The organism is Dactylosporangium sp. CA-139066 (genome assembly GCF_050936175.1).
GTDB lineage: Bacteria > Actinomycetota > Actinomycetes > Mycobacteriales > Micromonosporaceae > Dactylosporangium.
Genome location: NZ_JBNJNH010000001.1, coordinates 2254432 through 2270431 on the forward strand (window position 1 = coordinate 2254432; position 16000 = coordinate 2270431).

Sequence of the window (16000 nt, forward strand, 5' to 3'; positions counted from 1 at the left end):
CTCCCATGATGATGAAAGGACTCCCATGACCGAGCAGACCCTGCGGCTCGACGGCGGCACCGCGACGGAGCTGCAGCGCGGCGGCATCGCGGTGACCGCGCCCTGGTGGACCACCCGGGCCGTGCTCTCCGACGAGCGGCGCACCGTGCTGCGCGGCGTCCACGAGCGGTACCTGCGCGCCGGCGCCGACGTCATCACCGCCAACACGCTGCGCTGCAACCTGCGCACCCTGCAGCGGGCCGGCCTGCAGGACGCCGGGCTGGCCTGGATGGTGCACGCCGCCGTCGGCGTCGCCCTCGCCGCTCGCCTGGCCGCCGGCACCGCGGACACGCGCATCGTCGGCTCCGTCGCGCCCGTCGAGGACTGCTACCGGCCCGACCTCGTGCCGGCCGACGACGAGCTGCGCACCGAGCACGCGTGGCTGGCCACCGAGCTGTCCCGGGCCGGGGTGCGCGACGCGCTCGTCGAGACGATGAACACCGAGCGGGAGGCCCGCATCGCCGTGCACGCCGCGCAGAGCGCCGGGCTGGGCGCCTGGGTTTCCTTCGCGTGTACCGCGGATGCCCGCCTCCTGTCGGGCGAGCCGCTCGCCACCGCCGCCAAGGCGGTCGAGTCCGACGGCGCCGCGATGGTGATGGTGAACTGCACGACGCCGGAGCACACCGAGGAGTGCCTGCGCGTCCTCGCCGGCGCCTGCGCGGGCCCGATCGGCGCCTACCCGAACCTCGAGAACCGCGACGGCGCGCCCGAGGCCGCCCTCAACCCGGAGGCGTTCGCCGACCTGGCCGCCCGCTGGCGCGACGACTACGGCCTGGCGGCGGTCGGCGGCTGCTGCGGCTGCACCCCGGCGCACATTGCCCGCATGTCCGCGCGACTCGGGTAGCTACCTCCACCGGCTGACGGCTGACATGGCGAAGTCCGCGATCCGCAGCGGCGGCATCGCGGTGCGGGTGAAGTAGTCGCCCCACTCGCGCGGCATCGTGCGCTCGGTCGCGCCCGCCTCGGCCACCCGGTCGAGCAGCGCGACCGGGCTCTCGTTGAAGCGGAAGTCGTCCGCCTCGCCGACGACCTCGCCGTCCTCGACGACGTAGACGCCGTCGCGGGTGACGCCGGTGAGCAGCAGCTGCCGCGGGTCCAGGTCGCGCAGGTACCACAGGCTGTTGACGAGCAGCCCGCGCCGCGTCCCGGCGACCATCTCCGGCAGCGTGGCCCGGCCGGGGCCGCGCAGGGTCAGGTTGTCGACCTCCGGGGTGAGCGGCCGCCCGGAGTCGGCGGCGGACCGGCGGGTCTGCACGAGCGCCTCCAGCCGGCCGCCGGCGATCCAGTCGGTGCGCGCGAGGGGCAGGCCGTTGTCGAAGACGCTGCGCACGGCGCTGGACGAGCGGGCGACGACGAACGGGGCGCAGCGCAGCCCGGGCTCGGCCGGGTCGCTGGACAGGGTCAGCGGCAGCGCCGAGAGCCGGTCGCCGATGCGGGTGCCGCCGCCCGGCCGGCTGAACACCGTGCCGCCGTCCGCCGCCGCGGTGGCGCCCGCGGCCAGGTACACGTGCATCATGAGGTCGGCGACGCAGGCCGGCGACAGCAGCACCTCGTAGCGGCCCGGCGGCCGCGGCAGGCGCCGGCCGGCCCAGGCGAGGCGATCGGCGAGCCGGTCGCCGGCCGCGTGCAGGTCCAGGTCGGACAGGTCCTCGCCGCCGGTGCCGTCCCACGTCGAGCGGCCGTCGCGGTCGCGGGCGGTCAGGTCGGCCAGGGCCGTGCGCTGCGCGTGGCGGCGGCGCAGTCCCGTCGACGACGCCAGGTACGTGGTGCGGGCCTGCTGCTCGGCGTACCCGTACAGTTCCCGCCCGGCCGCGCGGAACCGCGCCAGCAGCGCGCCCAGCCCGGCCCCCGCGCCGCGCAGCGCGTCGACCGTGACCTCCTCCGGCGGCCGCTCCCAGCCGGGGTCGTCCGGGCCGGGCCGGACCGGCGGCGCGGCGTCCGGCGCCGGCCCGGCGTGCTCGGCGGCCCGCTCGGCCGCCCGGACGAGCTCGCGCAGCGCGTCGTCGTCGGCGGCGCCGCCGAGGCTGACGGCGCCGGCCGCGACGCCGGCCCCCGCGCCGACGAAGGCCACGACGGTCAGGTCCCGCACGCGGGTGCTGCCGTTGCTGGTGAGCGCGTTGCGGGCCCAGCGCAGGTGCGCGGCGGCCGTCTCGTCGACGATGGCCACGTACGAGCCGCCGGCCCGGCCGAAGCCCAGCGCGCGCTCCGCGGTCTCCTGCACGCTCGTCATGCGTCCTCCCCGGTGTTGACGACGGTGATTCCCTCGAACACGGCCGCCGGCGCGCCGTGGCTCGCCGCGGCCGCCTGCACCGGCTGGCCCTTGCCGCACAGGTCGGCGCCGAACGAGCCGTAGCTGGCCGGCCCGCCGATCGCCGCCAGGGCGTTCCAGAAGGCCACGGTCTCCGCCTGGTACGCCACGCCGCCCAGCTGCCCTTCGAGGCGCCCGTTGCGGATCCGGTAGCAGGTCTGCGCGCTGAACTGGAACTGCCGGCGCTGCGCGTCGATGGAGAAGCTGTCCGAGCCGGCGAGGTAGATGCCGTCGGCGACGCCGGCGATGAGCGCGTCGGTGGCCGGGCCGGCCGGGTCGGGCTGCAGCGACACGTTGGCCAGCCGGGCGATCGGCAGGTGCCGGGCCGACTCGGCGTAGGCGCAGCCGGTCGAGCGGTCCTGCCCGGCCGCGCCCGCGGTCGCCCGGTCGGTCTGGTAGCCGCACAGCACGCCGCCGCGCACGAGGTCCCAGCGCTGGGCGGCGACGCCCTCGTCGTCGTAGCCGGCCGTGGCCAGTTCGTGCGCCGTGGTGCGGTCCGCGGTCACGTGCATGAGCGGCGAGCCGTATCGCAGCCGTCCCAGCTGCTCCGGCGTGGCGAAGGTGCCGCCGGCGTACGACACCTCGTGCCCGAGCGCGCGGTCCAGCTCCGTGGCGTGCCCGACCGACTCGTGGATGGTGAGCCACAGGTGCGACGGCGCCATCACCAGGTCGTAGCGGCCGGGCCGCACCGGCTCGGCGGCGACCTTGCCGGCGAGCAGGCCCGGCAGCCCGGCCAGCTCGCGGTCCCAGTCCCAGCCCTCGCCCAGCAGGTACTCCCACCCGCGCGCGACCGGCGGCCCCAGCGAGCGCTGCGTGCGCCCGCCGGCCGCCATGACGACCGCCATCGGGTGCACGCGCACGCGCCGCTGCGTGATGCTCGAGCCCGCCAGGTCGGCGTAGAATGTCCGCTCGTCGGCCATCCGCACCTTCGTCACGGCGTGCGCGACGCCGGGCGCGGCGAGCAGCCGTGCCGCCCAGTCGGCCAGCAGCGCCACCCGCTGCGGCTCCGGCACGTCGAACGGCGCCGTCCGGTGCGGCGAGACCCAGGTCCGGTCGCGGTGCACGGGCTCGCCGGCCGGCTCGACCGGCGGCCCGAAGAGCCCGGCGGTGGACCGGGCCAGCTCGACCGCCCGCGCCGCGGCGTCCGCGGCCGCCTCCGGGGTCAGCTCCGGTACGGCGGCGAAGCCCCACGCCCCGCCGTGGCGCACGCGCACCGCCAGGCCGCTGTCGGTGACGTCCTCGGCCGCGCGCAGGCCCCCGTCGTGCAGCAGCAGCCCGCCGCGGCGCGTGCGGGCGACGCGCACGGCCGCATGGCCCGCGCCCAGCCCGGCGGCCCGCCCGAGCGCGGCGTCGGCAAGTTTCATCATCGACTCCATACTTGATAAATCTATAGTATTCTCGGCGATGTGACACAGTTGACCGCCGATCTCGACCGCGCGCGGTCCGGCGAGCCCGTCCGGGGCGGCACGCTGCGCATCGCGGCGCCGGGCCCCGTCACCCACCTCGACCCGGCCTGCGCCTACGACCTGGCCTCGGCCCAGCTGCTGCGGGCGGTGACCCGCCAGCTGTTCACCTATCCATCCACAGTGGACCTCTCCGACCCGGGCCGGGCGTTCGGGCTCGTCGCCGACGTCGCCGAGGAGCTGCCGACCCGGCGCAACGGCGGGATCAGCGCGGACCGGCGCACCTGGACCGTGCGGCTGCGCCGCGGCGTGCTCTGGGACAGCGTGCCCCGCCGGCCGGTCGTCGCCGGCGACTTCGTGCGCGCGCTGAAGCGGCTGGCCAACCCGGTCACCGGCGCGGGCGCGATCCGCTACTTCACCAGCACGATCGGCGGCATGGCGCAGTACTGTGCCGAGTACCGGGCGGCGTTTCGCGACCGGCCGCCGACCGCCCGGGCCCTGGCGGACTTCCAGAACGCGCACGAGATCGCCGGCGTCACCGCGCTCGACGACGCGACGCTGCGCATCCGGCTCGTCGAGCCGGCCGACGACCTGCCGCACCTGCTGGCGCTGTCGTGCGCGTCGGCGGTGCCGCGGGAGTACGACCGGTTCGTGCCGGGCAGCACCGAGCTGTTCGGGCACCTGCGCTCCGCCGGCCCCTACAGCCTGGCGCTGTACCGCGACGGCGGGCGGCTGCTGCGCCTGGAGCGCAACCCGGTGTGGGACCCCGACGAGGACCAGGTCCGGGGGCAGTTCGTGGGTGCGATCGAGGTGAGCGCGACCGGCGAGCCGGCCGGCGTCGTGGCCGGCCGGCTCGACCGCGGCGAGGCCGACCTGGCCTGGTCGATGGACGAGGTCTCGTGGACCGGCGAGCCGGCCGGGGGCGAGGAGGGGCCGCCGACCTCGGCGGGGTACACCCTGAACCCGTATCTGGTCTTCAACCTCCGCAGCCCCAATCGCGGCGGCCTGACGGGGCGGGCGGCGCTGCGCCGGGCGGTCGCGCTCGCCGTCGACAAGCGGGCGCTGGCCGGGATCCTGGCCGGCGGCGGCGTGCCCTGTGTGGTCCAGCACGGGGTGATCCCGCCCGGCTGCGTCGGGCACCGGCCGTTCAACGCGTTCCCGACGCCCGGCGACCGCGGCGACCCGGGCGCGGCGCGGGCCGAGCTCGCCGCCGCCGGGCTGGCCGCAGAGCGCCTCACGCTCGTCGCCGCCGTCCGCGACATCCCCGAGCAGCGGGCCGTGCTGGACTCGATCGCCGCCGACCTCGGCCGGGCCGGGATCGACCTGGCCGTCGTGCCCTACCCGCCGGGGGAGTACTACGACCGGCTGCTCGGCGACCCGGCGCAGGCCCGCGCCGGCGCCTGGGACCTCGCCCTGGCCGGCTGGGTGCCCGACTGGTTCGGCGACAACGGCCGGGCCGTGGTGCAGCCGCTGTTCGAGTCCAACGACGCGCCCGGCACCACCAACTACGGCGGCTACCACAACCCGCAGGTCGACCGGCTCGTCGCCGCGGCGCTGCGGGCCGGCTCGCGGTCCCGCGCGGAGGAGCTGTGGCATCGCGTGGACCGCCTCGTGACCGGCGACGTCGCCGTGGTGCCGCTGCTGGCCTGCGCGATGGTGTCGCCCCGGCGGCACTCGCCGCGGCTGCGCAACGTGCGGTACCTGCCGCACTGCGGCTTCTTCGACGTGACGAGCCTGTGGCTGGACGGCGCGACCGAGCCGTGGGAGGTCAGCGCGTTCGCGTGACGCGCCAGGTCTCGCCCCGGTGCTCGGCGGCCCGCGCGGAGAACCCCGCGCGGGCCAGCCGCCGCGCGGTCGCGTCGGCCCAGGGACGCAGGGCGGGGCCGCGGGCGACGTCGAGCACCGCGCGCCACCCGGCGGCCTCGGCCGCGGCGACGTCCAGGCCCAGCCAGGCGTCGGCGGCCGGGGTACCGAGGGCGACCGTCCTGATCGGGTGGTCCGGGTCGCCCCAGTAGCGCACCGCGGCGGTGGCCAGCCGCTCGGCGACCTCCTCGGCGAACCCCGCCAGGGGCAGCGGCTCGGCCGGCTCGCCGACGACGCCCGGGCCCGGCACGAGGACGTCGGCGATGTGCAGCGCCGGCTCCTCGTACGGATGCGCGGCGAGCAGCGCGGTCAGGACCGCGGCCCGCCGCCCGCGGGGGAGCAGCATCTCGACCCGGATCTCGTCCGCCGCCTCGGCCCTGCCATGGCGCCCGAGCGCGGGCGTCGCGGCGTCGCCCGGCGTGAACAGGCCGGTGCCGGGTGTGGTCCAGGCGCAGCGGGTGTACTCCCCGATGGCGCCCGCGCCCGCCGCGGCCATCGCGTCGGCGACCCGGCCGGCGGCACCGGCCGGCACGGCGGTCGCGATCAGCTCCCGGGGCTCGAGATCGGTTCCCGGCCCGCGCAGGCGGGTGAGGCCGAGCGCGGCGGCCAGCGGGCGGAACGGGTCGTCGTGCGGCCGGGCGCACAGCGCGACCCCGGCGGCGATGGCCCGGTGGATCAGGCGGCCCTTGGGTGTCGTCGCGGGCGCCGCCGGGGCGCCGGCCGGACCGGGCGGGCGGTGGGTGAGCAGCACGCCGGCGCCGGCCGCGATCGCCTCCTCGAGGGCCGCGGGGCTCGCCTCGGCGGCCACCAGCACCGTGCCGGCCGGCGCGTCCGGAGCCCCGCAGACGAGCTCGACGCCGGGCAGCTCGCCGACGCGGGGCACGGCTCAGCCCTGCGCGGCGTGGATGAGCACCGTGTTGAGGGTGCCGCGGGCGCGGGCCCGGCGCACGGAGGCCGCGCCGGCGAGGTCGGCGTCGACGACCAGGATCGACGGGGCCGGCGACCACAGATCCGTGAGCAGCGCCAGGCGCCGGGCCTCGCCGGTGCGGTCGATGGCGTGCATCGCCGTCTGCAGGTCGCCGAACGTCATCTCGACCAGCACGCACGTGACGCCGGCGGACAGGTAGGCGGCCAGCTCCTCGTGCAGCTCGGCGCGGGTCTGGCCGTGCCGGTGGGGCAGGCCCGACAGGTACGCCAGGCCGGTGCGGAACGGGTCGGCGGGCAGCGACCGCGCGTACTCGCCGGCCGCCGCCAGGGCCACCGGCACGCCGGGCACGACCTCGACGGTGCGGCGGTGCAGCGCGATGCCGTCGAGGACGTCGAGGGTGTCCGGGTTGCCCTCGACCAGCAGCGCCACCTCGGTCACGCCGGCGTCGCGCAGGCGGTCCAGGGCCCGGTTGAAGCCGGCGATGGTGGCGTCGTAGTCGTCGATGTCGTACGGCACCGTGACCCGCGGCGCGTCGATGCGCAGGCCGGACAGGGGCAGCGTGTTGCCGGCCGTCCAGTCGGTCATCACCACGGCCCGGGCGCGGGCGAGGGCGGACCGGGTCGCCGGGCGCACGGGCAGGAGGCCGGCGCTGATCGGCACCGCGCTCACCCGCTGGGCGATCGGGTGGGGCGGGCCGGCCGGCGTCTGCGGGAGGCGGCGGCGCAGGACGGCGGCGTGGCGGCGCACGAACGCCTCGGGGACGAGGAAGCAGACGGGGCCGTGACCGGTGAACCGGCTGCCGGTGGCCGCCGCGAGATCGGCGGCCGCCGCGTGGTCGCCGGTGACGGCCACGGCCCGCCCCAGCGCGAGCGCCCGCGCGACGACCGCCAGATCGGCCGGCGCCCGCACGTGGACCGCGAGGAACCCGGTGGCGACCGGCGAGACGGGGTACCGGCAGCCGCGGATCTCCACGGTGATCGCATCGCGCACGGCCGCGGCGGCGTCGAACACCGCCGGGCCCGTCAGGCTCGGCCGCGTGCCGGCCCGCTCCGCGACCGACGCGCGGTCGGTGGCGGTCATGCCGCTGTCCCCGCGTAACGCTCCAGGCGGGGCACCAGCGCGACCGGCGTGGGCAGGCCGGCGATCTCGTCGCGCACCTCGGCGGCCGCGCGGCGCAGCTTGTCGTCGTCGAGGACCCGCCGCAGCAGCGCCGCGTCGAGCTCGCCGGCGCTCGCGCTCAGGCCGGCGCCGCGCTCGCGCACCGCGTCGGACTGCATGTAGTTGGGGGCGCCCGACGGGACCGCGAGTTGCGGTACACCCGCATCCAGAGCGGCCAGGATGGACCCCGCGCCGCCGTGGTGCACGATCGCGGCGCAGCCCCGCAGCAGCGCGCGCAGCGGCAGCCACTCGGTGACCGCCCGGACGTTGGCCGGCAGCGACCCGAGGTCCGCCCCGACGCCGCTGAGCAGCAGCACGAACTCCGCGTCGACGGCCGGCGCCGCGGCGAGCAGCCGGTCGAGCAGCTCGCGCATGTTGGGCGCCATGATGTTGGTGCCGATCGTCACCGCCACGCGCGGGCGCGACCCGTCGGCGACGAGCGCACCGGGGACGAGGCCGCCGCCGTTGAAGGGCACGTAGCGCATCGGCCACTGCTCGCCGCCGCCCTGGGCCGGCACCATGCTCGGCGGGGCGACGTCCAGCACGGCCCGCCGCGGGTCGAGCCCGTCGATGCCGTGCTCGGCGAACGTGTCGGGGATGAGCACGCTCAGCCGGTCGTAGAAGTCGTCGTTGCGCAGCAGGCTGGCGCCGTGCTCGACGGCCGGCACGCCCAGCTTCGCCGCGGCGATCGGGCCGCCGCCCTGCAGCTGGGAGTGGATGATGAGGTCGGGGCCGTAGAGCTCGGCGACGGCGACCATCCGGTCGACGTACTGCCGGGTGGCCTCGATGAGCAGCACCTCGCCGTCGGCGACCTGGGTCGCCCGCCTGGCCACGATGTCGGGCCGGGTGGCGTTGATCTCGGCCAGCGACGGGCACTCGCCGGAGGGGTCGAAGTCGAGCACGTCGATGCCGGCCGCGGTGACCCCGATGGCGTCGTCGGTCGTGCTGATGAGCACGTCGTGCCCGGCGGCCCGCAGCGCCCAGGCGAGCGGGACCATCGGGTACGTGTGGCTGGGCAGGGGCGTGGAAAGGAACAGGACCCGCACGGTCGTCTCCTCACTCAGCGGCTCAGGCGCACCGGCAGCTCGGCGAAGCCGCGCAGGTTGTGGCCGGGGCGGCGCCGCGGCGTTGCGGCCGGCTCGGCGCCGCTGAACCGGGTGATGAGGCAGGTGAGGAACTCGCTCATCACCAGCCGGCCCAGGTGGGCGCCCATGCAGAAGTGCGCGCCGCCGCCGAAGGCGAGCGAGACGCCCTCGTCGCGGCCCAGGTCGAGCGCGTCGGGGTCGGTGTAGCGGCGCGGGTCGCGATTGGCCGCGCCCTGGATGCCGACCACGATCTCGCCGGGCTCCAGGTCCAGCCCGGCGACCGTGGTCTTCACGAGCGCGGTGCGCGGGTTGAGGTTCAGGGGCGGGTCGAAGCGGGCCAGCTCCTCCACCGCCCGCGGCACCAGCTCCGGGTGCTCGCGCAGCCGGCGCAGCTGCTCCGGGTGGGTCAGCAGCGCGTACATCGAGTTGCTGAGCAGGTTGGTCGTCGTGTCGTTGCCGGCGTTGGTCAGGTTGGCCGCGGCCGCCACCATCTCGATGGGCTCGAGGGGGTCGCCGTCGGCCGGCGCGACGAGCCGGGTGAGCAGGTCGTCGCGGGGCGCCGTGCGGCGCTCCTCGAGCGCGTCGGCGAAGTAGTCGGCCATGGTGATCTCGGCCGCGGCGGCCGCCTCGAGGTCGCTGGTCGCCGTCATCGGGTCGAAGACGCCCATCGATCGGGGGGAGAGCCGGGCCAGCTCGGCGCGGTCGTCCTCGGGCACGCCGAGCAGGTCCGCGACCGCGGCCCCGCCCAGCGGCGAGGCGACCGTCGTGACGAAGTCGGCGCCGGGGGAGTCCGCCAGCGCGTCCATGGTCTCGCGGGCGCGGCGGGCGACCAGCTCGCGCATCGCCTCGACGTGCCGCGGCAGGAACTGCGCGCCGACCTTGCGCCGCATCTTCGTGTGCAATGGCGGGTTGGCGAACACCATGGTGCGCTTCCAGCGGCGCATCACCGGCTCCAGCAGCCGCGGCGGCAGGTCGGTGAGATGCTGGACCGACTCCTCGCCGCGGCCCATGTCGCGGTGGCGCAGCACGGCGTCGACGTCGGCGAAGCGCGACAGCACGATCATCCCGTTGCTGCCGCGGAACACCGGCGCGTGCTCGTGGAACCAGCGGTAGCTCGCGTAGGGCTCGACGTCCGGCGGATTGCCGAGGAACTCGAAGAACACCTGCTCCGCGCGGACGTCGACGTCGGTGGGACCGGCTTGGGTCGTCACGGTCTGACTCCTGTCCTGTCTGGTCCTTGTCAGGCTAACTATGTGATTTTAAAGCGTCAATCCGGGCGAACCGCGAGTCGGCGGCCCGGTAGGCCTCCGGGCTGCCGCCGACGTCGCTCCACCACCCGGAGATCTCGGTCCACCACAGCTCGCCCCGCGCGGCGTACGCCCGGTTGAGGTCCCAGATCTCGGTCTCGCCGCGCCCCGAGGGCCGCAGGGCGCGGATCCGGTCGAAGACGTCGCGGTGGTAGCAGTAGAACCCCATGTCCATCAGCCCCGGCCCGTGGCGGTCCGGGTCCTTGTCGCCGAGGGCGCGCACCAGCGGCCCGCCGACGGCGAGCGTGGTCTGCCCGGCGGTGTCGGCGGTGTGGGTGGCGACCATGCGCGCACCCCGGTCCTGTACGGCGAATGCGCGCACGGCCCGCTCGAGCGAGTCCTCGACGAGCACGTCGCCGCACACGGCGATGAACTTGTCGGTGCGCAGCAGGCGCTCGACGCGCCCGATCGCCGAGGGCAGCCCGGCCCCGCGGGCCGGCTGCCAGGCGAACCCGAGGCTGCGCAGGCCGATCCCGCGCCCGTCGCGCAGCGTGCCGAGGAACTGGGTGGCGTGCCGCTCGTCGATGACGACCAGTACGTCCTCGATCCCGGCGGCGACGAGCTGGTCGATGGCCCGGCATACCAGCGGCCGCCCGCCGACCGGCAGCAGCTGCTTACTCGTGCGCTCGGTGAGCGCCCCGAGCCGGGTGCCGCGCCCGCCGGCGAGCACGATGCCGGTGAGTGCGTCCATGTTGGCAATCTAGCAATGCACTTGAAAAACATCTAGCATCGGCGTTGTGACGAAGCAACCTGAGGCCGACACCGCGCGGGCCAGCGCTGCCCGCGTCTACAACGTCTATCTGGGCGGCGAGCAGAACTTCGCCGTCGACCGCGCGTTCGCCGACCAGATGATCGCGACGGTCCCGGAGGTGCCGATCGTGGCCCGCCTGAACCGGGCCTTCCTGCGCCGCGCCGTGCAGGCCTGCGCGCGGGCGGGCGTCGAGCAGTTCCTGGACATCGGCTCCGGCATACCCGACCGCGACAGCACCCTGGACTTCGCCGCCGCGGTGCGTCCGGACAGCCGGGTCGTGTACCTGGACTTCGAGCCGGTCGCGGTCGAGCGGGGCCGGGCGGCGCTGGCCGGCGAGCCGCGGGCCCGGATGGGCTACGCCGACCTGCGCGACCCGGAGGGCGTGCTCGGCAGCCCGGAGGTCGCGGAGCTGCTGGACCTGAGCCGCCCGGTCGCGCTGCTGATGCTGGGCGTGCTGCACTACGTCGCGGACGAGGAGCACCCGCGGGCGATCGTGACCCGCTATCGCGACGCCGTGGCGCCCGGCAGCTACCTGGTGGTCTCGCACGGCACCGACGACGGCCGCCCGGAGCCGGTGCGCGACATGATCGACCTGACGGCGGCGGAGAGCCAGAACCCGGCGTACATGCGCGGCCGCGCAGAGATCGCCGCGTTCCTGGACGGTTTCCAGCTGCTCGCCCCGGGCGTGGTGTATCTGCCGGACTGGCGCCCCGAGCCGGGCGATGACCCGGGCACGCCGAGCGCCCGCGTCATGGCGTACGGGGCGGTCGGCCGCCGCCCGTAGCACCTGCGCGGCAAGTTCCGGGAGAGGGGATCACCGGCCACTGCACGCACCCCGACAGACATGTGACAGTGCGGCCAGGACAACGGCTATATTGTGCGCCGGTCTTCCCCGATTCCCAGCCCAGCCGAGGTGCCCATGGCCGCCGCCACGCTGCGTCGCCGTTTCCGATACTGGTTCGACAAGACGATGTCCGAGGGTACGTCGGCCCTCGTCGCGTGGCTGGGGCTGGCCTCCGTGGCGGTTGTGGTCGCCGGCGGGCTCCTGGTCTGGCTGATCGACCCCACGCCGGCGGACGGCGGGCGCCGCGGGTTCTTCGCGTCGGTGTGGCAGGCCGTGCTGCACGCGCTCGACCCCGGTACCGTCGCCGGGGACACCGGGCACTGGTACTTCGTGGCCATCGCGTTCCTCATCACCATCGGCGGCATCTTCATCGTCACGGCGTTCATCGGTGTGCTGACCACCGGCCTCGACGGCAAGCTGCAGGAGTTGCGCAAGGGCCGCTCGATCGTGCTGGAGACCGGTCATACCGTGATCCTCGGCTGGTCCGACCAGGTGTTCACGGTCATCGGCGAACTCGTCGAGGCCAACAGCAACAAGCGCCGCGCGTGCGTGGCGGTCCTCGCCGACAAGGACAAGGTCGAGATGGAGGACGAGATCCGCGCGAAGGTCGGCGACCTGCGCAGTACGAAGGTCGTGTGCCGCACCGGCGACCCGCTCGACCCGGACGACATCGCGCTGGTGAACATCGCCGAGGCCCGTTCCGTCGTCATCCTCACCGGTTCGGGGGATGACCGCGACGCGCATCTGGTCAAGATGCTGCTGTCCGTCACGAAGGCCGACAACCGGTGCACGGTCGTCGGCAGCGTGTCGGACCAGTCGAACATGCCGGCCGCCCGCCTGGCCGGCGGTCCCGGCGCGTACCTCATCGACGCCACCGCCGTGGCGGCCCGCCTGATCGTCCAGACGTGCCTGCAGTCCGGGCTGTCCGTCGTGTACACCGACCTGCTCGACTTCGGCGGCGACGAGATCTACTTCCGGCGCGAGCCGAGCCTGGCCGGCCAGACGTATGCCGCCGCACTGCACTCGTACCCCACGTCGGCGATCATCGGCGTGCGCCAGGGCGACGGGACCGTGCTGCTGAATCCGCCGAGCGACTACCGCATCGCCGCCGCCGACGACCTGCTCGCCATCTCGGCCGACGACGACACCGTCGTGATGGCGCCGCCCGCGCCGATCCACCATGAGCTGATCGTGGCCGGCCCGGATCCGGTGGCGGCGCCGAAGCGGGCCTTGATCCTCGGCTGGAACCAGCGGGCCGTCGGGGTCATCGAGCAGCTCGACCAGTACCTGACGGCCGGGTCGGAGGTCGTCGTCGTGGCGCGGCACCACGACGTGTCGCTCAGCCTGAAGCGGCTCACGGCCGAGGTGCGGAACCTGTCGCTGACCCTCACCGAGGACGACAGCGCCGACCGGGCCGTGCTCGAGTCGCTCGGCATCGGCGGCTTCGACCACGTCATCGCGCTGTGCTACGACGACGTCGACCGGCAGGTGGCCGACTCGCGTACCCTCGTGACACTGCTGCACCTGCGCGACATGGAGCAGAAGCTCGACGGGAAGTTCTCGATCGTCAGCGAGATGGGCGACGACCGCAACCGCCAGCTTGCCCAGGTCACCCAGGCCGACGACTTCATCGTCAGCGACAAGCTGCTGAGCCTGATGACGACCCAGATCTCGGAGAACCCGCACCTCGCCGACGTGTTCGGCACGCTGTTCGACGCCGCGGGCTGCGAGATCTACCTCAAGCCCGCCGAGCTGTACGTCCGCGCCGGCCGCCCGCTCAACTTCCAGACGGTGCTGGAGGCGGCCCGCATCCGTGGCGAGTCGGCGATCGGCTACCGGCTGGCCGCGAACGCGCAGGCGGCGCCGGCGTACGGGATCGTGCTCAACCCGGACAAGGCGGCGAGCGTGACGTTCGGCCCGGACGACCGTGTGATCGTCCTCGCCAAGGAGTGAGCGAGGGCCACGCGGCGAGGCGGCGCCGTCGCACCCGGCGGGTGCGCTGCGCCGCCCCGGGCAACGCGGTGCTAATGCCGCTTCGCGGCGGCCAGGCGGGCCGTGAAGAACGCGTCGGCCTTGTCCTGGTCGGCGAAGAAGTGCGTGCCGGACGTGATACGGCCGTCGGCGAACTTCCACAGCACGCACGTCTCGGTCTCGAACGCGAACTTCTCGTCGATGCTGAAGACGCGCTGGGCCTCGAGGACGTAGTCGTCGTTGGCGCCGACGACATACTTGTCGGGGCGCAGCTGCATGCCGGCCATCTGGTCGAAGAAGGCCACGATCTCCTCGGGGCCGCGCTTGGTGCCGGCGAGCTCGTGGTGGCCGGGGAAGTGCCAGGTGGCGTCCTCGGCGAGCACCTCGCGCACGGCCTCGAGGTCGTGGGCGGCGTATGCCTCGAAGTACCGATCGATGAGTTCCTGCGACTTGGTCGTCATGCTCGGGCCTTCCTCTGATCGAGTACGTTACCGCTATATGATCCGGCAGTGTGCGCGCCCGCGCACGCCACCTTCGCGGATTTCACCGGTTCAGCGGCGCAGCAGGCGGCCGTCCCCCTCGGACTGGCGGCGGTAGAGGATCGCCGTCGCGGCGCCGAAGGCGGCGGTCAGCAGGGCGCACGCCAGCAGGGCGGCGCCGATCTGGGCGGCCGTCGCGGTGCCCGACATCAGGCCCCGCACCGCCGCCACCACGTGGGTGACCGGGTTGGCCTGCACGGCGGCGGAGAGCCAGCCGGGCATCGTGTCGGTCTTCACGAACAGGTTGGACAGGAACGTCAACGGCAGCAGCGCCAGGCCGCTCACGCTCATGACGGTCTCGGGCTTGCGGGCGATCAGGCCCATCGTGGTCCATACCCAGGAGAAGCTGAACGCGAACAGGACGATGAGCAGAATCCCGAGGACCACGCCGCCGGCGCCCCCGGCCGGGCGGAAGCCCAGGAGCAGGCCGACCAGGACGCTGACCGTGGCCGCCGAGGCATACCGCAGCGTGTCGCCCAGCAGCGCGCCGACCAGCACCGCGGGGCGCCAGATCGGCAGGGAGCGGAAGCGGTCGAAGATGCCCTTGGTGACGTCGACGTTGAGCGCCACACCGGTGTTCATGCTGATCAGCGACACCGCCAGCACCAGTACGCCCGGCTGGAGGTACTGCAGGTAGTCGTGGGTCGAGCCGGCCAGCGCGCCGCCGAAGAGGTAGGTGAACACCAGGGTGACGACGATGGGGAAGAAGACGGCGTCGAACAGCTGCTGCGGGTTGTGCCGGATCTTCCACAGCGTGCGGGTGGCGAAGGCGAGCACGACGGCGATCGCGCCGGGCGGCTGCGGAGCCGAGCGGCGGGTGAAGGCGGCTGTGGTCATCGCGGGTCCTCCTGCCGGGCCGTCAGGGCCATGAACACCTCGTCCAGGGTGGGCTGGCCGAGCGTGAACTCCGTGATGTCGATGCCGGCGCGGCCCAGCTCGCGCAGCGCGGCCGAGGCCCGCTCCACGTCGAACACGGCGGCCGCCAGCAGGCCGGGCTCGCCCGAGTCCGAGGCATGCACCTCGGCGCGCAGCGCCGCGCCCAGGACGCGCGAGGCGTCGGCCTGGCGGGCCGGGTCGGCCAGCCGGACGCGCACCGAGCCGGTGCCGAGCGACGCCTTCAGCTCGCCCAGCGTGCCCTCCGCGACCGCGCGGCCGTGGTCGATGAGCGCGACCCGGTCGCAGAGCCGGTCGGCCTCGTCGAGGTGCTGCGTGGTGAGCACGACCGTGGTGCCGGCCGTGGCCAGGGCGCGCACGATGTCCCAGACCTGGTTGCGGCTGCGCGGGTCGAGGCCGGTCGTCGGCTCGTCGAGGAACATGAGCTCGGGCACCGACACCAGGCTGGCCGCGATGTCGAGGCGCCGGCGCATGCCGCCGGAGTAGCCCTTCACGAGCCGCCCGGCCGCCTCCTCGAGGCCGAACGCGGACAGCAGCTCCCCGGCCCGCTCGCGCGCGGCCGCGGGGCGGTAGCCGACCAGCCGGCCGATCAGCTTCAGGTTTTCCAGGCCCGTCAGGTCGTCGTCGACGGAGGCGAACTGGCCGGTCAGCCCGACGCGGCGGCGCACCTCCCGATCCTCGCGCACCACGTCGTGGCCGAACACGCGCGCGGTGCCCGCGTCCGGTCGCAGCAGGCCCGCCAGGATCCGCACGGTGGTGGTCTTCCCGGCGCCGTTGGGGCCCAGGAAGCCGTAGACCGTCCCGGGCGCCACGCGCAGGTCCAGACCGTCGAGCGCCCGCGTGCCCGCGAACGTCTTGACCAGTCCCTCGACCTCGATCGCCGGTTCGGTGATGACTGCGGTCATACAGA

The 16000-nt window shown here is 74.8% G+C and carries 14 protein-coding genes; 4 read left to right on the forward strand and 10 right to left on the reverse strand.

The window, feature by feature from the left end:
* Nucleotides 1–25 precede the first annotated feature (25 nt).
* A complete protein-coding gene (locus ACQEVU_RS10275) occupies nt 26–883 on the forward strand; it encodes a homocysteine S-methyltransferase family protein (RefSeq protein WP_433322430.1) in 858 nt (285 codons plus the stop codon).
* Here ACQEVU_RS10275 and ACQEVU_RS10280 read toward each other — a convergent pair whose 3' ends face one another.
* Both ACQEVU_RS10280 and ACQEVU_RS10285 read right to left on the reverse strand, forming a co-directional pair.
* Nucleotides 884–2269 (reverse strand): metallopeptidase TldD-related protein, encoded by a 1386-nt coding sequence (locus tag ACQEVU_RS10280; protein ID WP_433322431.1) that lies wholly within the window; start codon nt 2267–2269, stop codon nt 884–886. It abuts the gene before it with no gap.
* Nucleotides 2266–3714 carry a TldD/PmbA family protein gene (locus ACQEVU_RS10285; protein WP_433322432.1) on the reverse strand — a complete coding sequence of 483 codons (1449 nt, stop codon included), beginning with the start codon at nt 3712–3714 and terminating at the stop codon, nt 2266–2268. Before ACQEVU_RS10285 ends, ACQEVU_RS10280 begins: the two co-directional genes overlap by 4 nt.
* 39 nt (nt 3715–3753) lie before the next feature.
* Between ACQEVU_RS10285 and ACQEVU_RS10290 the strand changes: the two genes are divergently transcribed.
* Complete coding sequence (locus ACQEVU_RS10290) at nt 3754–5535, forward strand: ABC transporter substrate-binding protein (RefSeq protein WP_433322433.1); 1782 nt, start codon at nt 3754–3756, stop codon at nt 5533–5535.
* Here the strand turns inward: ACQEVU_RS10290 and ACQEVU_RS10295 are convergent.
* The 5 genes from ACQEVU_RS10295 to ACQEVU_RS10315 are packed head-to-tail and all read right to left on the reverse strand — an operon-like array spanning nt 5519 to nt 10782.
* Nucleotides 5519–6496, reverse strand: a complete 978-nt coding sequence (locus ACQEVU_RS10295; protein WP_433322434.1) for a Nif3-like dinuclear metal center hexameric protein — start codon at nt 6494–6496, stop codon at nt 5519–5521. The two genes, ACQEVU_RS10290 and ACQEVU_RS10295, sit on opposite strands and share 17 nt — an antisense overlap.
* A gap of 3 nt (nt 6497–6499) precedes the next feature.
* Nucleotides 6500–7621 (reverse strand): hypothetical protein, encoded by a 1122-nt coding sequence (locus tag ACQEVU_RS10300; protein WP_433322435.1) that lies wholly within the window; start codon nt 7619–7621, stop codon nt 6500–6502.
* Nucleotides 7618–8745, reverse strand: a complete 1128-nt coding sequence (locus ACQEVU_RS10305; RefSeq protein WP_433322436.1) for a nucleotide disphospho-sugar-binding domain-containing protein — start codon at nt 8743–8745, stop codon at nt 7618–7620. The genes ACQEVU_RS10300 and ACQEVU_RS10305 overlap by 4 nt, the downstream gene beginning before the upstream one ends.
* 14 nt (nt 8746–8759) lie before the next feature.
* Nucleotides 8760–9995, reverse strand: a complete 1236-nt coding sequence (locus ACQEVU_RS10310) for a cytochrome P450 (RefSeq protein WP_433322437.1) — start codon at nt 9993–9995, stop codon at nt 8760–8762.
* A gap of 34 nt (nt 9996–10029) precedes the next feature.
* On the reverse strand, nt 10030–10782 hold the full coding sequence (locus ACQEVU_RS10315; RefSeq protein WP_433322439.1) for a sugar phosphate nucleotidyltransferase: 753 nt from the start codon (nt 10780–10782) through the stop codon (nt 10030–10032).
* A gap of 46 nt (nt 10783–10828) precedes the next feature.
* Here ACQEVU_RS10315 and ACQEVU_RS10320 point away from each other — a divergent pair, with 46 nt between their 5' ends.
* Together ACQEVU_RS10320 and ACQEVU_RS10325 are read left to right on the forward strand one after the other, a co-directional pair.
* On the forward strand, nt 10829–11626 hold the full coding sequence (locus ACQEVU_RS10320) for an SAM-dependent methyltransferase (protein WP_433322441.1): 798 nt from the start codon (nt 10829–10831) through the stop codon (nt 11624–11626).
* A gap of 135 nt (nt 11627–11761) precedes the next feature.
* Nucleotides 11762–13639, forward strand: coding sequence for a CASTOR/POLLUX-related putative ion channel (locus tag ACQEVU_RS10325; protein WP_433322443.1), 1878 nt, complete (start codon nt 11762–11764; stop codon nt 13637–13639).
* A 71-nt stretch (nt 13640–13710) separates the two neighbouring features.
* Here ACQEVU_RS10325 and ACQEVU_RS10330 read toward each other — a convergent pair whose 3' ends face one another.
* The 3 genes from ACQEVU_RS10330 to ACQEVU_RS10340 all read right to left on the reverse strand — a co-directional run bounded on the left by ACQEVU_RS10330 (nt 13711) and on the right by ACQEVU_RS10340 (nt 15995).
* Entirely contained in the window at nt 13711–14118 is a 408-nt protein-coding gene (locus tag ACQEVU_RS10330; RefSeq protein WP_433322445.1) for a nuclear transport factor 2 family protein, read from the reverse strand.
* Nucleotides 14119–14208: 90 nt separating this feature from the next.
* On the reverse strand, nt 14209–15033 hold the full coding sequence (locus ACQEVU_RS10335) for an ABC transporter permease (RefSeq protein WP_433322447.1): 825 nt from the start codon (nt 15031–15033) through the stop codon (nt 14209–14211).
* Nucleotides 15030–15995: an ATP-binding cassette domain-containing protein gene (locus tag ACQEVU_RS10340; protein ID WP_433322449.1), complete on the reverse strand. Its 966-nt coding sequence runs from the start codon at nt 15993–15995 to the stop codon at nt 15030–15032. The genes ACQEVU_RS10335 and ACQEVU_RS10340 overlap by 4 nt, the downstream gene beginning before the upstream one ends.
* Nucleotides 15996–16000: the final 5 nt, after the last annotated feature.